Genomic DNA, 19,625 nt, shown 5'->3' on the forward strand with positions numbered 1-19,625 from the left:
TCGCCGATCGTCGCTGCCGCCGATCGTCGTGCTCGTCGTCGCTGTGGCTGTCCGTCGTTGCCGCTGTCGTCGTTGTCGTTGCTGTCGTCGTGCTCATGGGCGGGGAGACCTTCGTGTGGTCCTGCGGCCCGCCCCTCTCCGCAGACGTCCATCTACCGGTCTCCGGACCTCCGTGTACAGGCCCGCGGCTCCCCTTGTTCGACGGACCGACCGACTTCAGCGCCCTGTATCCGTCGTGTCGCCCTGTGCCACGCCCTGTACGGACCTGCACAATCCCGTCATTCCCGCGGTCTTGTCCGACCCGTCGGACAGAGGCTAGCGTCTTCTTGCCTAGAAAGCGTTTACTGTCATGCTCCCTGGGGGCGTACGGGGCGCCGGACGTGTACGGAGGGAACGACGTGACACGCAAGACGGTGCGGATCGCCATGAACGGTGTGACGGGACGCATGGGCCACCGGCAGCACCTTGTCCGCTCCATCCTGGCCCTGCGCGAGCAGGGCGGCCTCGACCTGGGTGACGGCACCGTGCTGTGGCCCGAGCCGGTGCTCGTCGGCCGCCGCGAGCACGCCCTGAAGGCGCTCGCCGAGCAGTACGGACTGGACCACTGGTCGACCGATCTGGACATGGTCCTCGGCGACCCGGACGTCGAGATCTACTTCGACGCCCAGATCACGTCCGCGCGCGAGGGATCCATCAAGAAGGCGATCGCCGCCGGCAAGCACATCTACACCGAGAAGCCGACGGCGACGGGCCTGGCGGGAGCCCTGGACCTGGCCCGCCGCGCACAGGCGAAGGGCGTCGAACACGGCGTCGTCCAGGACAAGATCTTCCTGCCCGGCCTGCTGAAACTGAAGCGGCTCGTCGACGGCGGCTTCTTCGGCCGAGTCCTGTCCGTCCGCGGAGAGTTCGGCTACTGGGTCTTCGAGGGCGACTGGCAGTCCGCCCAGCGGCCCTCCTGGAACTACCGCGCCGAGGACGGCGGCGGCATCGTCGTCGACATGTTCCCGCACTGGGAGTACGTGCTGCACGAGCTGTTCGGCCGGGTGACGTCCGTCCAGGCACTCGCCACCATCCACGTCCCGCGCCGCTGGGACGAGAACGGCAAGCCGTACGAGGCCACGGCCGACGACGCCGCCTATGGCATCTTCGAGCTGGAAGGCGGCGCGATCGCCCAGATCAACTCCTCCTGGGCCGTGCGCGTCAACCGCGACGAACTCGTCGAGTTCCAGGTCGACGGCACCGAGGGCTCGGCCGTCGCAGGACTGCGCAAGTGCCGTGTCCAGCACCGCTCCGCCACCCCCAGGCCGGTCTGGAACCCGGACGTGCCCGCCACCGAGGTCTTCCGCGACCAGTGGCAGGAGGTCCCGGACAACGCCGAGTTCGACAACGGATTCAAGGCCCAGTGGGAGCTGTTCCTCAGGCACGTCTACGCCGGCGCGCCCTACCACTGGGACCTGTGGGCCGGCGCGCGCGGTGTCCAGCTCGCCGAACTGGGCCTCAAGTCCTCGGCCGAGGGCCGCCGTATCGACGTACCGGAGATCCCGCTGTGACGATCCGGCTCCCCGGCGCCGACGGCCGGCTGCGCGTGTACGAGCCCCGCCGCGAACCCCTCGCCGTCTCCACCGGCGTCCCCTTCACCTCCCGTACGGTCTTCGCCGCCGCGCACGTGGTCGCCGACCCCTACGCGGACGTGTCGCCCGACTCGCCCGCCGCCGTCGACTGGGACGCGACGCTCGCCTTCCGCCGCCATCTGTGGTCGCACGGGCTGGGCGTCGCCGAGGCCATGGACACCGCCCAGCGCGGGATGGGCCTGGACTGGGCGGGCGCGGCGGAACTGATCCGCCGCAGCTGTGCCGAGGCCAGGTCGGCCGGCGGCCGTATCGCCTGCGGAGTCGGCACCGACCAGCTCGCCGCCGGCTCCCTCGAGGAGATCCGCACGGCGTACGAGGAGCAGCTCGCCGTGGTCGAGGAGGCGGGCGCGCAGGCGATCGTGATGGCGTCGCGTGCGCTGGCGGCGACGGCGAAGGCTCCGGAGGACTACCTGGAGACCTACGGCCGCCTGCTGCGCCAGACGGCCGACCCGGTGATCCTGCACTGGCTCGGTCCCATGTTCGACCCCGCGTTGGAGGGCTACTGGGGTTCGGGCGACCTGGACGCGGCCACAGAGGTGTTTCTCGAGGTCGTCGCCGCCCATCCGGACAAGGTGGACGGAGTCAAGATCTCGCTGCTCGACGCGCAGCGCGAGATCGATCTGCGCCGTCGGCTCCCGCCGGGCGTGCGCTGCTACACGGGCGACGACTTCCACTACCCCGAACTGATCGCGGGCGACGAGCAGGGCTTCAGCGACGCGCTGCTCGGCGTGTTCGACCCACTGGCTCCACCGGCCGCCGAGGCCGTACGGGTGCTGGACACGGGCGACGTGCAGGGTTTCCGGGAACTCCTCGATCCCACAGTGGAGTTGTCGCGTCACCTGTTCCAGGCGCCGACCCGCTTCTACAAGACCGGAGTGGTCTTCCTGGCCTGGCTCGGGGGCCACCAGAAGCACTTCACGATGGTGGGTGGCCTGCAGTCGGCGCGGTCGCTGCCGCACCTCGCGAAGGCCTACGAACTCGCCGACGGTCTGGGGCTGTTCCCCGACCCGGAACGCGCGGAGACGAGGATGAGGACCTTGCTGTCCCTCTACGGAGCGGACCGATGAGCGGCACCGCCCCGGAGCGCTTCTCCATCAACCAGATGACGGTGAAGCAGCTGGGCATGCCCGAACTGGCCGACGCCTGCCTCGAATCGGGTGTACGCGGGCTGGGCCTGTGGCGGGAGTCCGTCCGGTCGTACGGACTGGACGCCACGGCGAAACTGGTCCGCGACGCCGGTCTGAGCGTGACGACGCTGTGCCGGGGCGGCTTCTTCACCGCCGCCGACCCGGAAGAGCGGGCCCGCGCCCTGGACGACAACCGCCGGGCGGTCGACGAGGCGGCGACGCTCGGCACGGACACGCTGGTCCTGGTGTCGGGCGGGCTGCCGGCCGGCTCCAAGGACCTGCGCGCCGCACGCGAGCGGATCGCGGACGCCCTCGGGGAGCTGGGACCGTACGCGTTCGAGCGGGGGGTGCGGCTCGCCGTCGAACCGCTCCACCCGATGTACGCCTCGGACCGCTGTGTGGTCTCGACGCTGGCCCAGGCGCTGGACCTCGCCGAGCGCTTCCCGGCCCAGCAGGTCGGCGTCACCGTGGACACGTACCACCTCTGGTGGGACGACACCGCCCCCGAGCAGATCGCCCGCGCGGGCGCCGGCGGCCGCATCCACGCCTTCCAGCTCGCCGACTGGACCACCCCCCTGCCGGAGGGGGTCCTGAACGGACGCGCCCAGATCGGCGACGGTGTGATCGACATGCGCGAGTGGAGGGGGTACGTGGAGGCGGCCGGCTACGCCGGGCCGATCGAGGTCGAGCTGTTCAACGAGGCGCTGTGGGCCCGCGACGGGCGCGAGGTGCTCGCCGAGACGGTGGCCCGCTTCACCGAGCACGTGGCCTGACCACGGTCGGAACGGGGGCCTGCCGCGGGGGCCGCGCCGGTGCGCCCGCCGCGGCGGGCGCACCGGCAGCACCGTCGGCTCCGGAGAAAAATCCGCGAAGGCTGTGCAACCCTCCCTCGGCCCCGGGTGTCGTACTGGGCGTCAGAATTCTTGTGGGGGAAGGGATCTGGGGGGATCGCGGGGGTTCTGATACGGGGGGGAAGGCGAGGGGGCCCGGTCGACCGACCGGGCCCCCTCGAATCGTTCCCGCCGATCACCGGCCCCGGCGGGCCGCCGAGCGCCCGCTGAGCGGCAGGTCGGTGTACGCCCGGCCTTCCCGGCGCTCTGAACGGCCGCTAGAAGAAGACCCCGCAGCGCAGCAGCACGTTCGCGTACGGGCGGGCCTCACCGGTGCGGACGACCAGGTGTGCGCCCGCCGTCAGCTCCTTGAGCTGCTCGTGCGGTATCAGTTCGAGGTCCGGGAAGCGGGCCTGGAGCAGGGACGAGGCCTCGGGGTTCGCGTCCCGCACCTCGTGCGCGGCCGTCGCCCCCTCCACCACCAGTTCGTCCAGCAGGCCGTCCAGCACCTCGGCGAAGGAGGGCACCCCCGCGCGGAACGCCAGGTCCACCACACGCGGGCCCGCCGGTATCGGCATGCCCGCGTCGCACACCAGCACCCTCTGCCCGTGCCCCAGCTCCGCGAGCGCGCCTGCCAGATGACGGTTCAGAATGCCGCGCTTCTTCACAGCGCCGCCACCTCCTCCGAGGTGGGGAACGACTCCTGCGCTCCGGGACGGGTGACCGCGGCCGCGCCCACCCGGGCCGCGTACGCCGCCGCCTCCGGGAGCGTCTCGCCGGTGCCGAGACGCCACGCCAGCGCCGCCGTGAACGCGTCGCCCGCGCCCGTCGTGTCCACCGCCTCCACCTTCACGGACGGCACACGGGTCATGGCCTCGCCGTCCGCCACCAGCGCGCCCTCCGCGCCCAGCGTCACCACGACCGAACGGGGGCCGAGCGCCAGCAGCGCGGCCGCCCAGTCCTCGGGCGTGCCGCCCAGGTCGTCGCCCGCGATGACCCGTGCCTCGTGCTCGTTGACGATCAGCGGGTCGCACGCCGCGAGCACGTCCGCGGGCAGCGGCCTCGGCGGTGAGGGGTTCAGAACGAAACGGGTGCCGGACGGCAGAGTCCGTACGACCTCCACGACCGTCTCCAGCGGGATCTCCAACTGCGCCGAGACCACGCGGGACGCCTCCAGCAGGCTGCCCGCCGCCCGTACGTCCTTCGGCACGAGCCGGCCGTTGGCACCCGGCGAGACCACGATGCTGTTGTCCCCCGACGGGTCCACCGTGATCAGTGCGACCCCGGTGGGCGCGCCGCCGACCAGCACGCCCACGGTGTCGACGCCCGCCTCGCGCTGCGAGTCCAGCAGAAGTCGTCCGTGCGCGTCGTCGCCGACCCGGGCCAGCAGCGCCGTACGGGCGCCGAGCCGGGCGGCGGCGACGGCCTGATTGGCGCCCTTGCCGCCCGGGTGGACGACCAGGTCGGAGCCGAGCACCGTCTCCCCGGCCGCCGGGCGCCGTTCGACCCCGATCACCAGGTCGGCGTTGGCCGATCCCACGACCAGGAGGTCGTAGTCGTACATGACTGTCTCCCAACGGATCCCCGTGGATCCTCACAGCGATGAAGGCCGGTGCCACGGCCGGGGTCCGCGCGCGCTGTCGTTCGTCCGCGCGGCGCGGCCCCCGGCCGTGGCGACCGGGGGAACGCGGGGGTCAGCCGCTGAACCCGGCCACGGTCTCCTTCGTGACCACCTTCACCGGAACCTTCACGGTCTGCTCGACCTTCTTGCCCTCGGCGGCCCGCAGCGCGTTGTCGACCGCGATCCGGCCCAGCTGCGTCGGCTGCTGCGCCACCGAGGCATACAGCGTGCCCGCCTTGACCGCGGCGAGGCCGTCGGGCTCGCCGTCGAAGCCGACCACCTGGACCGAGGTGCCGGCCTTGGAGCCGAGCGCCTTGATCGCGCCGAGCGCCATCTCGTCGTTCTCGGCGAACACGCCCTGGACGTCCGGGTGCGCCTGGAGCAGGTTCGCCATCACGTCGAGGCCCTTGGTCCGGTCGAAGTCGGCGGGCTGCTTGGCCAGGACCTGGATGCCCGGGTAGGCCTTGAGCCCCTCGGCGAAGCCCGCCCCGCGCTCACGGCTGGCGGAGGTGCCGGCCTGGCCCTGCAGGATGATGATCTTGCCCTGACCGCCGAGCTTCTCGGCGAGCGCCTTGGCGGCGAGCTTGCCGCCCTCGATGTTGTCGGAGGCGACCAGCGCGGCCGTGTTCGCCTTGTTGACGGCGCGGTCGACACCCACGACGGGGATGCCGGCCTTGTTCGCGCCCCGCACCGACGGGCCCGCGGCGTCCGAGTCCACCGGGTTCACGATGATCGAACCCAGTCCCTCGCTGGTGAAGTTCTGCAGCTGGTTGGCCTGCTGCGAGGCGTCGTTCTGCGCGTCCGTGACGGTCAGGTCGACGCCCAGCTTCTTCGCCTCCGCCTGCGCACCCGACTTGATCTGCACGAAGAAGGGGTTGTTGAGGGTCGAGAGCGACAGGCCGACCTTCTGCGTCGTGGAGGACGAGCCGCCGTGCAGGAAGGAGACCCCGCCCACCACGGCCGCCGCGACCACGGCGGCCAGGATGTACGTCGCCGCCTGCTTGCCCTTGCCGCCCGGGGACGTCGTACCGGCCGCCACGGGGGTGGCCCCCGCCTTGCGCCGCACGGTGTCCAGCAGCACCGCCAGGGCGATCACGACACCGATGACGACCTGCTGCCAGAAGGCGGACACCGAAAGGAGGTTCAGGCCGTTGCGCAGCACCGCCAGGATCAGCGCGCCGATCAGCGTGCCGGACGCCTTGCCGGTGCCGCCCGCGAGGGAGGCGCCGCCGATGACGACCGCGGCGATCGCGTCCAGCTCGTAGCCGTTGGCGGCCTGCGGCTGCGCCGACGACAGACGCGAGGCGAGCACGATGCCCGCGGCGGCGGCGAACAGACCCGACAGCGCGTAGATCGCGAGCTTCTGCCTCTTCACTCGCAGGCCCGACAGACGCGCCGCCTCCTCGTTGCCGCCGATCGCGTACATCGAGCGCCCGATGTACGTACGGCCCAGCACGAACGCCGTCAGCAGCCCCATGATGACCATGATCAGGACCGGCACCGGCAGCCAGCCGCCGAGCGTGTCGCCCAGGTGGGAGACGGAGGCGGGGAAGGCGATCGGGGAGCCCTGGGAGATGACCAGCGACAGACCGCGGCCCACCGACAGCATGGCGAGCGTCGCGATGAACGGCGGCAGTTTCCCGAACGAGATCAGGATGCCGTTGACGAGACCGCAGGCGAGGCCCGTGGCGATCGCGAGCAGCACGGCTATCGCGACCGGTATCCCCGCCGATGTGGCGCTCCAGGCGAGGACCGTGGCCGACAGCGCGGCGACCGAACCCACCGACAGGTCGATGCCCGCCGCGACGATCACGAAGGTGACGCCGAAGGCGAGGATGGCGGTCACCGCCGCCTGGACGCCGATGTTGAGCAGGTTGTCCGTCGTCAGGAAGTCGCCGGACAGCGCCGACATCGCGATGACGAGGACGATCAGCGCGGTCAGCGCGCCGTTGTCGAGCAGGAGACGGCGGACCCCCGTGGCGCCACCGGCGCCCGCTCGGCCCTTGAGCGTGTCAGTGGCCACGGGTGGCCTCCGTTCCGTTGACAGATGTGGTGGGTGTGGAGACGGCGAGCGCCATGACGGAGTCCTGGGTCGCCTCGTCGGCGGTCAGTTCGCCCGCGATCCGGCCCTGGGCCATCACCAGGACCCGGTCGCTCATGCCGAGCACCTCGGGCAGATCGCTGGAGATCATCAGGACGGCGGCGCCCGCGGCCGTCAGTTCGTTGATCAGCTGGTAGATCTCGACCTTGGCGCCGACGTCGATACCGCGCGTCGGCTCGTCGAGGATGAGCACCTTGGTGTCGGCAAGCAGCCACTTGCCGATGACGACCTTCTGCTGGTTGCCGCCGGAGAGCGTGCGCACATGCTGGGCGAGCCCGGCCATCCGCACACCGAGCTGCTCGGCGACCCCGGCCGCGGCGGCCCGCTGTCCCCTGCGGTCGACGAGCCCGCCGTGGGTCGCGGCCCGCATGGTCACAAGCCCCAGGTTCTCCTCGACGGACGCGTCGAGGACGAGTCCCTGGCCCTTGCGGTCCTCGGGCACCAGACCGATCCCGGCCGCCATCGCGGCGTTCACGTCGTGCCGCCGCACATCCGCACCCGCGACGCGCACGGTGCCCTTGTCGTACGGGTCGGCACCGAACACGGCCCGCACGACCTCCGTACGGCCGGCGCCGACGAGCCCCGCGATGCCGACGACCTCACCGGCCCGCACCTCGAAGGACACATCGTGGAAGACCCCGTCCCGGGTGAGCCCCTCGACGGTGAGCAACGCGGTGCCCGCCTGGAGCCGTTCACGCGGGTACTGCTGCTCGATCGACCGCCCCACCATGAGGCGTACGAGCTCGTCCTCGGGCGTGGAGGCCGGTACCTGCCCGACGCTCTTGCCGTCGCGGATCACGGTCACCCGGTCCCCGAGGGCGGCGATCTCCTCCAGGTGATGGGTGATGAACACGATCCCGACGCCGTCCTCGCGCAGTGTGCGCACGATGGCGAAGAGCTTCTCGACCTCCTCGGAGGTGAGCACGGCCGTCGGTTCGTCCATGATGAGCACGCGCGCATTCAGGCTCAGCGCCTTGGCGATCTCGACCATCTGGAGCCGCGCGATGCCGAGTTCACGCACCCGGGCACGCGGGGACACCTGCACGCCGACGCGTTCGAGGAGCTCGGCGGCGTCGGCCTCCATCTTCTTCCGGTCGATCATCCCGAGCCGGCGCGGCTGGCGCCCGAGGAAGATGTTCTCGGCGACGGTCAGATCGGGAACGAGGTTGAACTCCTGGTAGATGGTGGCGATCCCGAGGCGCTCGGAGTCCTGCGCACCGTGGATGCGCACCTCCTCGCCGCCGACCAGGATCCGCCCGGCGTCGGGGCGGTAGGCGCCGGAGAGCATCTTGATGAGGGTGCTCTTGCCCGCGCCGTTCTCACCGAGCAGCACATGCACCTCACCCCGGCGCAGATCGAAGTCGACACTGTCGAGCGCGACCACACCGGGGAAGGTCTTGCGTATGCCTTCGATGCGCAGCAACTCGTCCGCGTTGCTCACGACTGGCTCCTGTTCGTTGCGGGGGACGGCTCCGTGCGAGCCGGCGGCTCTTGCGGAGCGGATTGCCCTGGGAGGGCGGGCGGCCGGGGCTGTCCCTGGGGAGCGGGTTCGCCGCACGAGCGGCGTACGACGAGCCGCGCGGGGAGCGTGACGGACTCCGGTGGCCGCCCCTCGATGCGGTCGACCAGCGCGCGCACGGCGGCGTGCCCCAGTTCGCCCGTGGGCTGGGCGATCGCGGTGATCGGCGGTGCGGTGTGCACGAACCACGGGATGTCGTCGAACGCGGCGAGCGCGATGTCGTCCGGGACCCGCAGCCCGCGCGCCCGGATGGCGTCCAGCGCGCCGAGCGCCATCAGGTTGTCCGCGGCGAACACGACCTCGGGCGGCTCCTCCAGGTCGAGGAACCGCTCGGTGGCCCGGCGCCCGCTCTCGGCCTGGAAGTCGCCCTGGCCGATGTAGTCGTCCGGCAGGGGAAGCCCGTACGCGCCCATGGCCTGTCGGAAGGCCTCGACGCGCTCCTGGCCGGTCGTGGTCGCCGCGGGCCCCGTGATGATCGCGAGCCTGCGGTGCCCGAGCCCGTGCAGATGGGCGACGAGATCGTGGACGGCGGCGCCTCCGTCGGACCGCACCACGGGTACGTCGATGCCCGGGATCCAGCGGTCGACGAAGACCATGGGCGTGCCGCTCCGCGCGGCGTCCAGCATGAGCGGCGACCCGCCGTCGGTCGGCGAGACGAGCAGTCCGTCGATCCGCCGGTCCAGCAGGGTCCGCACATGGTGGTCCTGGAGATCGGGCCGCTCGTCGGCGTTGCCGATGATCACGCTGTAGCCGAGCGCGCGGGCCTCCTCCTCGACGGAGCGGGCCAGGTGGGTGAAGTAGGGGTTCAGTACGTCGCTGATGACCAGGCCGAGGGTGCGGGTATGGTCGGTGCGCAGGGACCGGGCGACGGCGTTCGGGCGGTAGCCCAGCGTCTCGACGGCGGCCAGCACGCGGGTGCGCGCGTCGGCGCTGACCGACGGGTGGTCGTTGAGGACGCGCGACACCGTGGCGACGGAAACGCCCGCCTCGGCGGCGACGTCCTTGATGCTCGCCATCGCCAGGACCACCTCCTTGTGGATCCGTTATGGGTGCATTTGTGAGTCCGTGGAATCGTTTCCATGACTGACAGGAAGGATTGGAATCGATTACATGGAGGTGAATCAAGGGTGTGAACGACGCCGAGACCGGATTGTGACCCATGTGATCCGGGTCTCATGTCCGCGTCCGTTGGGGCTTGATGGGGGCGTGGTGTCGCCCCGCGTGGCCTGCGAGGCGGTCCGTCCTCTGTAGCGGGGCTGTGACGTCAGGTGGTTGCGAGTGCGACGCCTGGACGTGAACATGGTGACTGGAGAATCGTTCAGTGGGACCAACTCACCGCAGGGGGAGGCACGATGAAGTTCGACATGGGGGCGCAGACCCTGTCGACGCTGATGAAGGGCTCGCGTGGGTCGAGCGAGGATCTGGGGACGTTGATCCGTCAGTTGGTGCAGGCGGCGCAGCCGTTGGAGGGGAAGTTCAACGGTGCGGGGCGTGCGGCGTTCGATCAGTTCAAGGGGCGGGCGGACGGTATCGCTCAGGAGCTGAACGGTTCGCTGGCGGCGATTCTGGGTGGTCAGTCGGGGATGGATTCGGCGTTCGCTTCGGGTGACCAGGAGCAGGGTGAGAACGCGCGGCGTCAGATGGGCGCGGCGAACTTCGACGGGGCGCGGTTCCGCTGAACTCGCCTCCTGTTCCGGTCTGTTGAGCCGGGACAAGGTGGTTCGCGGTGTCTGAGCCGGGGGCCTCGGTGAGGTCTGTCGATGGAAGTCTTTCTTACGGGGAGTGGTGTGTGATGGCGGGTTCGGGTGCGGATCGTCGGTCGTACGACACGGGTGCGTCGGCGGATGCGCAGGGCAATATCCAGGCGGTGATCGGCCGGTTGGAGTCGGTGATCGCGGAGCGGGACCGTCAGGTGAAGGCGGCGATGGCGGACTTCACGGCGGATGGTGTGGCGGATGAGTACCACGGCAAGGAGTTGCGGTGGAATCGTGCGTCGCAGGAGGTCAAGAGCATCATCGCGTTGCTGAAGTCGACGTTGGAGCACAACGATGCGACGGCGCAGTCGACGATCGCGAAGGCGAAGTCGGCGGTCGACAACATCGGCTGATGTAGGCGGAACTCGTAGCACGGGGGTGCGTGGTGTCGGGCTGGGATCTGAAGCCGCAGGGTATTCAGGGTGTGTTGAAGACGACGGGTGAGACGGCGTCGCATCTTGAGGGGTATGCGAAGGCGTATGGGGAGCATCTGACGTCGGCGGCGTCCAGTGCCGGCACCGTTTCCGCTGAGGGCGGCGGGGGTGGGGAGAAGGCGCAGGGTGGTCTGGTGGCCCTGGCCTTGTCGCAGTATGCGGAGCATGCGACGAAGGATCTGCAGTACATCGCGTTGCGGGCGGGGAAGTCGTTGCAGGGTGCGGTGGATGCGACGACGGCGTATCTGCAGGGTGATGAGGCGATGGCGGCGGAGGCGCAGCGCAAGGCGTTGGCGGAGCCGCGGGTGGATCTGCCGGGGGTGCAGTCGGCGTGATCAATCCTGGGCAGATTCCGCAGTTCACGGGTGATCTGGCGCAGTTGGAGAAGGATTACGGCGATCTGAAGTCGGATGCGTCGCATGTGCGGTCCACGGGCCGGGATGTGCATACGCAGTTCCAGGGTCTGTCGGCGTATTACACGGCGCCGGAGGCGGAGCAGTTGTTCGCGACGACGAAGCCGGTGGCGGATCGGGCGGACGGGTTCGCCGGCGATCTGGAGACGGTGTCCTCCGCCTTGTCGTCGTATGCGACGGAGATCCGTCCGCTGGTGGCGAAGCTGAAGCAGTTGAAGCTGGATGCGACGGCGTTCGTGGACTCGGTCAAGGGTGACGGGGACTGGGAGTACGACGGGGACAAGGTCGATCACCACAATCAGATCCGTGATGATGTGACGGCGGCGGTGGCGGCGTTCTGGGCGGCGGAGCGGACGTGCCACAACAAGATCACTGCGTTGTTCGGTGGGACGCAGATGGTGGCCGGGGACGGGTCGGATCGCAACGTCGCTTGGATAGTCTAAGATCGCCTATCATCTCGCTCTTGTGTCGAGGGGTCACATAGCTGGTGAGACGTACCCGGAGCGGATCCGGATGGGGCTGCTGTCGCGGACCTTTACGCCCGAGTTGGTTGACTTTGTGGTTGACGAGGCTGGGGCGCGGGAGGAGCGGACTCGGTCCTTGCCGTCGCGGCTGGTGGTGTACTTCGTGCTCACGATGTGGCTGTTCACGGGAAACGGATACGGGCTGGTGCTGCGGGAGTTGGTGGAGCATTGGCCGCGTCGACGGGGTGAGGAGTGGCGGCCGGTCGGCACGGGCTCACTGACGTTGGCCCGCCAGCGAGTGGGGCCCGGTCCGCTCCGGTTGTTGTTCGACCGGGTCGCAGGGGCGAGCGGGAGTCCGGCCACCCCCGGTGCCTTCTGGCGTGGCCTGCGCCTGGCTTCCCTGGATGGCTCCCTGCTCGACGTGCCGGACAGCGAGGCGAACGCCGCCGCCTACACCCGCGCCTCCAACGGAGGCCGGCCCGGTCCGTATCCGCAGGTACGGCTGCTGGCACTGGTGGAGTGCGGCACCAAGGCGATGATCGGCGCGGTCTTCGACTCCTTCGCGGTGGGTGAGCGGACCCTGGCACGGCGCCTGCTGGTGCACCTGCACACGGGGATGCTCGTGATGGCCGACCGAGGCTTTCCCGCCTTCGGCCTGTGGCAGGCCGCCGCGGACAGGGGCGCCCAACTCCTTTGGCGCGTCTCGGACTCCTTCACCTTGCCGGTGGATCACGTCCTGTCGGACGGCACCTACCTCTCCCACCTCAACGGCCCGCGCGGGGCGCGGATCACGGTGCGGGTGATCGAGTACACGGTGCTGACCACCACCCTCGATAAGGACGGGGCGAGCGGGGAGACCTCCGAGCTGTTCTGTCTGATCACCACGCTGCTCGACCCGGCCTCGGCGCCCGCCCGCGAGCTGGCGGAGCTGTACACGGCGCGCTGGACCAGCGAAACGATCTTCAAACACATCAAAATCGAGCAGCGCGGCGGGCGAACCGCCACCCTCCGCTCGAACAGCCCCGCCATGGTCGAGCAGGAACTGTGGGCCATGCTGTGCGTCTACCAGGCCCTCCACCAGCTGGCCGCCGATTCCGCCCACCGCGCCCACCTCCCCGTCTCGCACATCAGCTTCAAGCAGACCCTCGCCGCCGCCCGACGCTCCGTCGGCGCGGACTTTTCCCCCTCGCCAGCTGACCGCCAAGGTCCGTGACGTCCAGGACGACCTGATCCGCGAGGCCGTCAAGCCCCGCCCCGGACGCGCCGCACCCCGCGCCACCAAGCGCAGCGGCACCGGCTACCGCAGCCTGCGACCCGACGAACCGGCCACCACCCACGTCACCCACACCATCGAGCTCCAGCTCTTCCCCCAAGACCAACGCCCCGCACCACCGAACAGCCCAGCCATCCCGCAGATCACCACATATGACGAGACGTCGCCTCCGCCTCGACAGATGGCATCACCTGCCTAAATCAAGCGACGTTGGGCTCTGTCCCGAGAGCGGACCCATGTCTATATTGAGGCCAAGAACACGGGTGATTTCCCGAAGACGGAAACCGGTCAGGCTGTCGGTGTGGTTCTGGACCGGCACACGGGGCTTGTCTTCGAAGGGATCAATGGACGGCCGGGTCAAGCGCTGATCCCCCTCGAAGACCTGCACCCGACGCTTGCCGAGCGCTATCACGAGATCTCAGGAAACAAACCGCATCCCGCTGAGTTGCTCGAGCACGCCGAGGTCAAGGCGGTGAATCAGCTACTGCACGAGCGCAGCAAGCTGGGGCTGCCCACCGATGCGCGGGCGATGGCTCAGACGCATGCCTCCGTCTACTTCCCGTTCATGAAGGAGCCCAACGCTCTGGGAGTAAAGGTCGTTCCGAAGCGAGCGCCCTTCTGCGTCAACTGTTCCCACCTCTTGCATGATGTCCCGAGCGGCTTCGGCCGGTTCCTGGGACACCCGCCCGACATCAACACGAACTACATTCCATGGTGATGTACATGCAGCGCATCGACCTAGTAGGGCTTGGTTACCTTGGGTGAGTAGCGGTGTGTCGTCTCTCGGAGGTGAGGGGAATGACACCGCAGGAGCTCACGGAGGCCCAACAGCGGTTGGAGTCGCTCGCGGCCGAGGTGTTCGGCTCGTTCGGGCGGGTGGATCAGCGGCGGTGGGGCGAGCGGTATGTGCGGGGGCTGCTGGGCGCGGGGCGGCGCAAGTCGATGGAGCCGATGGCCGCCCGGCTGGGGGTGGACCGGCAGGGCCTGCAGCAGTTCCTGGCCGACTCCCCGTGGTCGCACCAGATGGTGCTGGCCGAGCTGGCCTGGCGGATGGAGCCGGCCATCCACCCGGCAGCCTGGGTGATCGACGACGTGTCCTTCCCCAAGGACGGTCATGCCTCCCCGGGGTGGCCGCGCAGTACTGCGGCGCGCTGGGCAAGACCGCCAACTGCCAGGTCGCGCCGAGTCTGCACCTGGTCACCGACGCCGCCTCCTGCCCGGTGAACTGGCGGCTGTTCCTGCCCGCCGAATGGGATCCGGCCACCGCAGACGAGCCCGAGAGCGCCGTCCTGCGGCGCCGTCGGGCGCGCGTCCCCGATGAGGTCGGGCACGTGCCGAAGTGGCAGCTGGCCGTGGACATGGTCGACGAGCTGCGCTGCTGGGGCCTGGATCCGCCGCTGGTGGTGGCCGACGAGGGCTACGGGCAGGACGGGGCCTTTCGCCTGGCACTGGAGGAGCGGGAGATCGCGTATGTCGTCGGGGTGCGGTCGGATACCGCGGTGTTGCCCCAGACGGCGGCGCGCACCGCCCCGCCGTGGTCGGGCACCGGGCGGCCGCCGGTGCCCTGCTACCGGGACAAGCCGGTGTCGGTCCGCGAGATCGTGCTGGCCGCCGGGCGCGGCGCACGGCACCGCGTCACCTGGCGGCGCGGCTCGAAGGGGCCGCTGCGCTCGTACTTCGTCGCGCTGCGGGTCCGGCCGGCCGGAGCGCGGGTCCGCCGGGCGCACCCCGGTGAGGACCTGCCGGTGTGCTGGCTGCTGGCCGAGTGGCCCGCCAAAGAGCCGGAGCCGACCAAGTACTGGCTGTCCACCTTGCCCGCCCACGTTCCCCTGCGGCGCCTGGTGCGGCTGGCGAAGATCCGCTGGCGGGTCGAGCACGACTACCGGGAATTGAAGACCGCCCTGGGGCTGGGCCACTTCGAGGGACGCACCTACCAGGGCTTCCTGCGACATCTCACGCTGGCCTCGGTGGCGCAGGCGTTCTGCACCCTGGAGCGACTGTGCCCGCCAGCACCGGCCACGGTCTGACGATCTACCAGGTCGTGGCCGGGCTCCAAGTCCTCCTCGTCTGCTGGGCCGGGGCGTGCCCCACCTGCCGAAGACCCTGGCCCTGATACGACACGCTCGCCCCCTACCTGACCAAGCCCTACTAGACGATCCCGATGTGGACCTCGACTATGCCCAGCGACTCCTGTATCGCGGTGAACTCTTCACAGGGGAAGTCGAGGAGTACCTCGCCGGACACCGTGTGAGTCTGGTGACGTACACAGACGGGTACCGGGACGGTCCGTTCCGTGAGTGGTACAAGAGCGGGGTCCTTCGCGCGGAGGGGACGATGAGGACGGGTTCCCTGTCGGGTGAGTACAAGAGCTGGCACGAGAACGGAGTCCTCGCCGAGAAGAAGCTTCACAGTGCGGACGGCGGGACCCCGCTGTCCCATTACGAATGGGACGAGGAGGGGCGCCCGACCCGAGCGTGGGAGAACACCGCTTCGCAGGGCTGAATGGTGTAGGGCGGTGATGTCCCGGTGAAGCTCGACCCCGAGACTTTCCCGGGAGTGGCACCAGAACGGCAAGCTCGCTTCGGAGAGGGTGCTCACGGAAGACGGGTTGACCCTGCTGTCGCACCAGGAGTGGGACGAAAGAGGACAGCCGGCGAGGGTTTGGCGCAAGGAGGACCGGCGCGACCTATGAGCGTCGCTTCCGGGAATGTTCCATCACCATCCCGGCCGAGCGCCAGGTCTGCCCGTTAGGAAACCGATGTCCACTTTGATGCGTGCACCCCAGCCGTGCGCCTCGTGGGAATGGGAGTTGGACGGCTTCGCGCCACCGGGACTCGACTCGGCACTGATGACCGCCGCACGGATGACGGTGGTGCTGCGGGAGCACGGGCTGCTGGAGCCGGGCAAACTGGAGTGGAAGTGGCTCCTCCCCGGGCGTGGCAGCATCGGGGCCGGCACGAGCCTCGCCCTGAAGGGCAGTCTTGAGTCGATGCCTTCGGCGCGAGCTGCAGCGGAAGGGCTGCTCCACCACCAACTGCGCCTGAAGGGGATGGATCCGTAGTGAGTGCCGAGCTTTCGCATACGGTCCTGGATCGTCTGCGCGCGGTCGGTGGTACGGCGACTGGGACGTGGCGAGCGCCCGTACCCGTTCACGCGCCCTGCTGATGCGGGAGTACCTGCGCCGCGCCGCGCTCTGGGCGAAGGAGTACGGCGTCGAGGAGCAGTTCGTCATTCGCACACCGGACGGAGTCGTCTTCGTTCCGCGTGGTGGCAAATTCACCCCGGAGGGAACGGCGTGATCGCGAGTACGCCTGTCGCACGTTGGACCTGGGGCCGTAGCGACGAGGCGGCGGACGTCCTGGTCCGCTGTCTTCGCGATCTTTTGATCGCGTACAAGGTAATAGCCGCGCACGGGCTTGCCGCCGGCGAGCCGGCGGTGCGCGTGTCCGTCGCGGAGGCGGGTACGTCGAACAGCCGACTGTTCGGCGAGGAGCTCACGGTGCCCGGCGCGTATGAGGTCGCCGAGGCGGTGGAACAACTGGCGGCGAGGGTCAGGTCGGGCCTGCGCCCCGGCGAGGTCGGTTCCGTCGACGCCTCCGTCGACTGTGCCGGTGTCCTGCTGACCGGGGAGGGCGAAGTCCTTCAGGAGGGACTGTTCCGACTGGGGGCTTCCGCGTTCGCCGACTTCGTCTCCGTCGATCTCGTCACGTTCTCGGACGCCTGGATGCCCTACGACTTGAAGGGACGCCCTCAGCCCGGCATCTCCGAGGCCAACGCGCCGCGCCTGGCTGCCGTGCTGAATGATCTCGCGGTGGCACTCGACTCGGAGACCGACCCGGATGATCCCACGTACTTCGGCCGGCCGACCGAGTCCGGTGTCGGGAACTTCTTCGGCGCCGACGGTGCCGCCTCGGACGTCTGGGGCAGCTTTGAGATTCCCTACCGGAACCGGGTTTTCCAGCACGCTCCGGGGTTTGCCGAGCCCGGCTACAAGCGCTCGGCGGACGGCGAGGTCCGTTACGTTCCCGTACACGGGGACCATGGACTCCTCGGCCATCTGTGGGCGTCCGACACCGAGCGGGCCGCAGGCTTCGAGCCGAGGGACGACGCCGACGAGGACGGGTACAAGGCCGGCCTGCTGTGGCTGGATCGCCTGCGCGCCGCCCATGATCGCGGTCTGACCCCGTCGGCGGCGCTGACCGAGGCGTCCGGTCTGCCGGATGAGGCCGGTGCCGGCCACGTGGACCCCATGGCCGGACCGCGCACCGCCGACCTCACCACCCTGCGCGAACTCGCGGCCGGTGGGTGACCACGGAGTGGTTGACGCAGGACGGTACTTCTCGGCGACGTTGGCGTCCGCGTGGAACACTGCGCTGATGGGCGACCGGTCGTCCGGAGTTGGGAGCGGACGTGGTCCGGACTGACCGATCAGCTATGAAACCCGCACGTGCGGCGACATGGTCTTCGCGCCACCGGGACTCGACTCGGCACTGATGACCGCCGCACGGATGACGGTGCTGCGAGAGCGCGGGCTGCTGGAGCCGAGCAGTCTGGAGTGGAAGTGGCTCCTCCCCGGGCGTGGCAGCATCGGGGCCGATGGAGAGGCTCACGGGTAGGCACTGACCGGCGCTGTGCCGGCCCGGTCCGTCACCTGGACTCGGGGGCCGGCGCTCGATCTACTCGCGCGTGGTGGAACGGGACCGCCAGAGGTCGCGGAGCAGCGCGATCTCGGCCATGTGGTGGATGAATTCCAGGTTGGAGCCCCACAGGACGGCGGCGTACGGATCGTCGGGGTCGGAGCCGTACGGGTACTGCGAGAAGCCGATCGTGTCGAGCTGCTCGTCGGTCACGGTGGCGACGCTGTCTCGCCAGCGGTCCATCACCGCCCAGAATCGCTCGACGGCCAGGGCAGCGTTGGGAGTGAAGTCGACCAGCGTTTTCGGGTCCTGGCGCCGTTCACCGAAGGTCCATTGCCATCCGCCCGCGAAGCAGAAGTGCAGGTGTCCCAGCCGCCACGCGATGGTGGTGACCGGTGTCTCGTCGGGCTCCGGCGGGCCGATGTGGGCGAGGACCTGTTCGACCCGTTCGACGCTCACGCCCCAGTCGTCGGCGATCTTGGCGACGGTCATGCCGCCGGCGGCCTGCCGGGCAACCTCTGCGTACTCGCTCGCCGGGATCTCCGGGGCGCCTTGATCGAGCACCCAGTCGCCCGGCCCGAACGCCCTGGGCGTGGCCGCCTCGCCGCGGCGTCGGATCGACCAGCTGCCGGGTGCCGGCTCCCACAGATACTCCTCGTCGCTGAGCCCCGTCAGCCGCACCTGGGCCATTTCCCTGGCACAGTCGAACTGGTCGAGCAGCAAGCCCAAACGGTCGGTCCGTACGCGCTCAGTCTCCATGTCCGGCTCCCCTCGCGGTCCCGTACCTCGCCACGCTGAGGCGGAGACTAACGACTCACGCTCACGGGGCGCGACAGATTTCCGCGCCCGGGGCGACAGACAGACCATGGCCGCCTCCGGAGTTGGCGCCGGCCAAGGCACCGCGTGACGTGGTTCTGGGAAGACGACGTGATCCTGCGGAACGCGAAGCTCAACAGTGCCCATCTCGTAAAGGGGAACTCATTCCAGGTGACGCTGGATCAGAGCGCCGAGATCGAGGGTGCGTCGGGATCGGGTTTCGGACCCGTGGTGATTGTGGAGCAAGAGGCTTCCCGGGAGCTGACCGGTGCCGAACTGCGGCGATGGATCGAGAACCGAGGCGGGGAACCCGCGGCACGAGCCGGGTTCTTTCCCCACTCGTCCCACGCCGAAGGCAATAGGCGGCTCAATCCTTTCGGCAGGCGCAAGGCTGTCGATCCGGCGACGTTCTTCAGAAGGACCGCGGTCAACGGTCGTGTCATGTCCGACGGACAACTCGGCTCCCGGTCTGGGCGGTCGCCCGCATCGTTCATCCCGCGCCGTCGGAATCCTCGCTCACTCGCGCCGCGTTCACCCGCTTGATGCCGACCAGCACCCGGTACCGCTCCCGTGCCGCGAACTCCGCCGGCTCCCAGACCGCCGGCCGGCCCACCTCCGCACACAGGTGCAGCACCCGTCCCTCGCTCACCCGCACGCCGACATGGGCGCCGTACGGGTCGGCGGTGGCGTTGAACAGCATCAGATCGAGCGGCCGGGCGGCGGACACCCGGACCGTGGCCCGCGTGTCCGTCCACAGGTCGCTCGAGCGCAGGGCGGGTGGGGTCAGGCCGAAGTGCCGGAGCACCTCGTAGGCGAAGAGCTGGCAGTTCGCACCCGCCGCAAGGCCCGGGCGCGCGGCCACCGCCGGCGACCCCGGGAAGCGGGAGCCCACGTAGGGAACGCTCCAGAAGGCGGACGGCAGGTCGCGGAGCACCGGATCCATGGCCCCATCATGCAAGGGCCCTCGAATCCGCGGTGGCCGCGCGGGAAGGGCGCCGGGCGGGC

General features: G+C 69.7%; 19 protein-coding genes and 2 pseudogenes. 14 read left to right on the forward strand and 7 right to left on the reverse strand.

The features are described 5' to 3' along the window. The first annotated feature begins 398 nt into the window (after positions 1 to 398). Genes ACQEXA_RS35400 through ACQEXA_RS35410 form a run of 3 tightly spaced genes read left to right on the forward strand, consistent with a single transcriptional unit; the run spans position 399 to position 3,531 of the window. A complete protein-coding gene (locus ACQEXA_RS35400; RefSeq protein WP_433132037.1) occupies positions 399 to 1,550 on the forward strand; it encodes a Gfo/Idh/MocA family protein in 1,152 nt (383 codons plus the stop codon). Beyond that, positions 1,547 to 2,698, forward strand: coding sequence for a dihydrodipicolinate synthase family protein (locus tag ACQEXA_RS35405; protein ID WP_433132040.1), 1,152 nt, complete (start codon positions 1,547 to 1,549; stop codon positions 2,696 to 2,698). Before ACQEXA_RS35400 ends, ACQEXA_RS35405 begins: the two co-directional genes overlap by 4 nt. After that, positions 2,695 to 3,531 carry a sugar phosphate isomerase/epimerase family protein gene (locus ACQEXA_RS35410; RefSeq protein ID WP_433132042.1) on the forward strand — a complete coding sequence of 279 codons (837 nt, stop codon included), beginning with the start codon at positions 2,695 to 2,697 and terminating at the stop codon, positions 3,529 to 3,531. Before ACQEXA_RS35405 ends, ACQEXA_RS35410 begins: the two co-directional genes overlap by 4 nt. Before the next feature lie 335 nt (positions 3,532 to 3,866). Here the strand turns inward: ACQEXA_RS35410 and rbsD are convergent, their stop codons facing one another. The 5 genes from rbsD to ACQEXA_RS35435 form a co-directional block, all read right to left on the reverse strand. Then, positions 3,867 to 4,256, reverse strand: coding sequence for a D-ribose pyranase (gene rbsD, locus ACQEXA_RS35415; protein WP_432928004.1), 390 nt, complete (start codon positions 4,254 to 4,256; stop codon positions 3,867 to 3,869). Beyond that, entirely contained in the window at positions 4,253 to 5,152 is a 900-nt protein-coding gene (locus ACQEXA_RS35420; RefSeq protein WP_432928002.1) for a ribokinase, read from the reverse strand. The genes rbsD and ACQEXA_RS35420 overlap by 4 nt, the downstream gene beginning before the upstream one ends. A 130-nt stretch (positions 5,153 to 5,282) precedes the next feature. Then, complete coding sequence (locus ACQEXA_RS35425; protein WP_432928000.1) at positions 5,283 to 7,232, reverse strand: ABC transporter permease/substrate-binding protein; 1,950 nt, start codon at positions 7,230 to 7,232, stop codon at positions 5,283 to 5,285. After that, positions 7,222 to 8,751 carry a sugar ABC transporter ATP-binding protein gene (locus ACQEXA_RS35430; RefSeq protein WP_432927998.1) on the reverse strand — a complete coding sequence of 510 codons (1,530 nt, stop codon included), beginning with the start codon at positions 8,749 to 8,751 and terminating at the stop codon, positions 7,222 to 7,224. Before ACQEXA_RS35430 ends, ACQEXA_RS35425 begins: the two co-directional genes overlap by 11 nt. Continuing rightward, positions 8,748 to 9,845 carry a LacI family DNA-binding transcriptional regulator gene (locus ACQEXA_RS35435; RefSeq protein WP_433132045.1) on the reverse strand — a complete coding sequence of 366 codons (1,098 nt, stop codon included), beginning with the start codon at positions 9,843 to 9,845 and terminating at the stop codon, positions 8,748 to 8,750. The genes ACQEXA_RS35430 and ACQEXA_RS35435 overlap by 4 nt, the downstream gene beginning before the upstream one ends. 336 nt (positions 9,846 to 10,181) lie before the next feature. Here ACQEXA_RS35435 and ACQEXA_RS35440 point away from each other — a divergent pair, with 336 nt between their 5' ends. The 11 genes and pseudogenes from ACQEXA_RS35440 to ACQEXA_RS35490 all read left to right on the forward strand — a co-directional run bounded on the left by ACQEXA_RS35440 (position 10,182) and on the right by ACQEXA_RS35490 (position 17,476). Beyond that, positions 10,182 to 10,508 carry a hypothetical protein gene (locus tag ACQEXA_RS35440; protein ID WP_359391479.1) on the forward strand — a complete coding sequence of 109 codons (327 nt, stop codon included), beginning with the start codon at positions 10,182 to 10,184 and terminating at the stop codon, positions 10,506 to 10,508. Between the two features lie 113 nt (positions 10,509 to 10,621). Beyond that, on the forward strand, positions 10,622 to 10,936 hold the full coding sequence (locus ACQEXA_RS35445) for a pore-forming ESAT-6 family protein (protein ID WP_433132047.1): 315 nt from the start codon (positions 10,622 to 10,624) through the stop codon (positions 10,934 to 10,936). Between the two features lie 29 nt (positions 10,937 to 10,965). Continuing rightward, on the forward strand, positions 10,966 to 11,352 hold the full coding sequence (locus ACQEXA_RS35450) for a DUF6507 family protein (RefSeq protein WP_432927995.1): 387 nt from the start codon (positions 10,966 to 10,968) through the stop codon (positions 11,350 to 11,352). Continuing rightward, a pseudogene (locus tag ACQEXA_RS35455) lies at positions 11,349 to 11,852 on the forward strand (hypothetical protein); the annotation flags it as partial. The gene ACQEXA_RS35450 and the pseudogene ACQEXA_RS35455, both read left to right, overlap by 4 nt. 91 nt (positions 11,853 to 11,943) lie before the next feature. Then, complete coding sequence (locus ACQEXA_RS35460; protein WP_433134687.1) at positions 11,944 to 13,107, forward strand: IS4 family transposase; 1,164 nt, start codon at positions 11,944 to 11,946, stop codon at positions 13,105 to 13,107. A 304-nt stretch (positions 13,108 to 13,411) separates the two neighbouring features. Further along, positions 13,412 to 13,885 carry a YwqJ-related putative deaminase gene (locus tag ACQEXA_RS35465; RefSeq protein ID WP_433134689.1) on the forward strand — a complete coding sequence of 158 codons (474 nt, stop codon included), beginning with the start codon at positions 13,412 to 13,414 and terminating at the stop codon, positions 13,883 to 13,885. An 80-nt stretch (positions 13,886 to 13,965) separates the two neighbouring features. After that, a pseudogene (locus tag ACQEXA_RS35470) lies at positions 13,966 to 15,194 on the forward strand (IS701 family transposase). 136 nt (positions 15,195 to 15,330) lie between these two features. After that, positions 15,331 to 15,669 carry a toxin-antitoxin system YwqK family antitoxin gene (locus ACQEXA_RS35475; RefSeq protein ID WP_433132050.1) on the forward strand — a complete coding sequence of 113 codons (339 nt, stop codon included), beginning with the start codon at positions 15,331 to 15,333 and terminating at the stop codon, positions 15,667 to 15,669. A gap of 256 nt (positions 15,670 to 15,925) precedes the next feature. Continuing rightward, positions 15,926 to 16,228 (forward strand): hypothetical protein, encoded by a 303-nt coding sequence (locus ACQEXA_RS35480; protein ID WP_432927991.1) that lies wholly within the window; start codon positions 15,926 to 15,928, stop codon positions 16,226 to 16,228. Between the two features lie 67 nt (positions 16,229 to 16,295). Continuing rightward, on the forward strand, positions 16,296 to 16,466 hold the full coding sequence (locus tag ACQEXA_RS35485) for a hypothetical protein (protein WP_432927989.1): 171 nt from the start codon (positions 16,296 to 16,298) through the stop codon (positions 16,464 to 16,466). Then, on the forward strand, positions 16,463 to 17,476 hold the full coding sequence (locus ACQEXA_RS35490) for a hypothetical protein (protein WP_433132053.1): 1,014 nt from the start codon (positions 16,463 to 16,465) through the stop codon (positions 17,474 to 17,476). Before ACQEXA_RS35485 ends, ACQEXA_RS35490 begins: the two co-directional genes overlap by 4 nt. Positions 17,477 to 17,843: 367 nt before the next feature. Here the strand turns inward: ACQEXA_RS35490 and ACQEXA_RS35495 are convergent, their stop codons facing one another. Continuing rightward, entirely contained in the window at positions 17,844 to 18,563 is a 720-nt protein-coding gene (locus ACQEXA_RS35495; protein WP_432927985.1) for a DinB family protein, read from the reverse strand. A gap of 547 nt (positions 18,564 to 19,110) precedes the next feature. Further along, positions 19,111 to 19,563 carry a hydrolase gene (locus ACQEXA_RS35500; protein WP_432927983.1) on the reverse strand — a complete coding sequence of 151 codons (453 nt, stop codon included), beginning with the start codon at positions 19,561 to 19,563 and terminating at the stop codon, positions 19,111 to 19,113. Between the last annotated feature and the right edge of the window lie 62 nt (positions 19,564 to 19,625).

The sequence above is a fragment of the Streptomyces sp. CA-106110 genome (assembly GCF_050936285.1).
Taxonomy (GTDB): Bacteria; Actinomycetota; Actinomycetes; order Streptomycetales; family Streptomycetaceae; genus Streptomyces.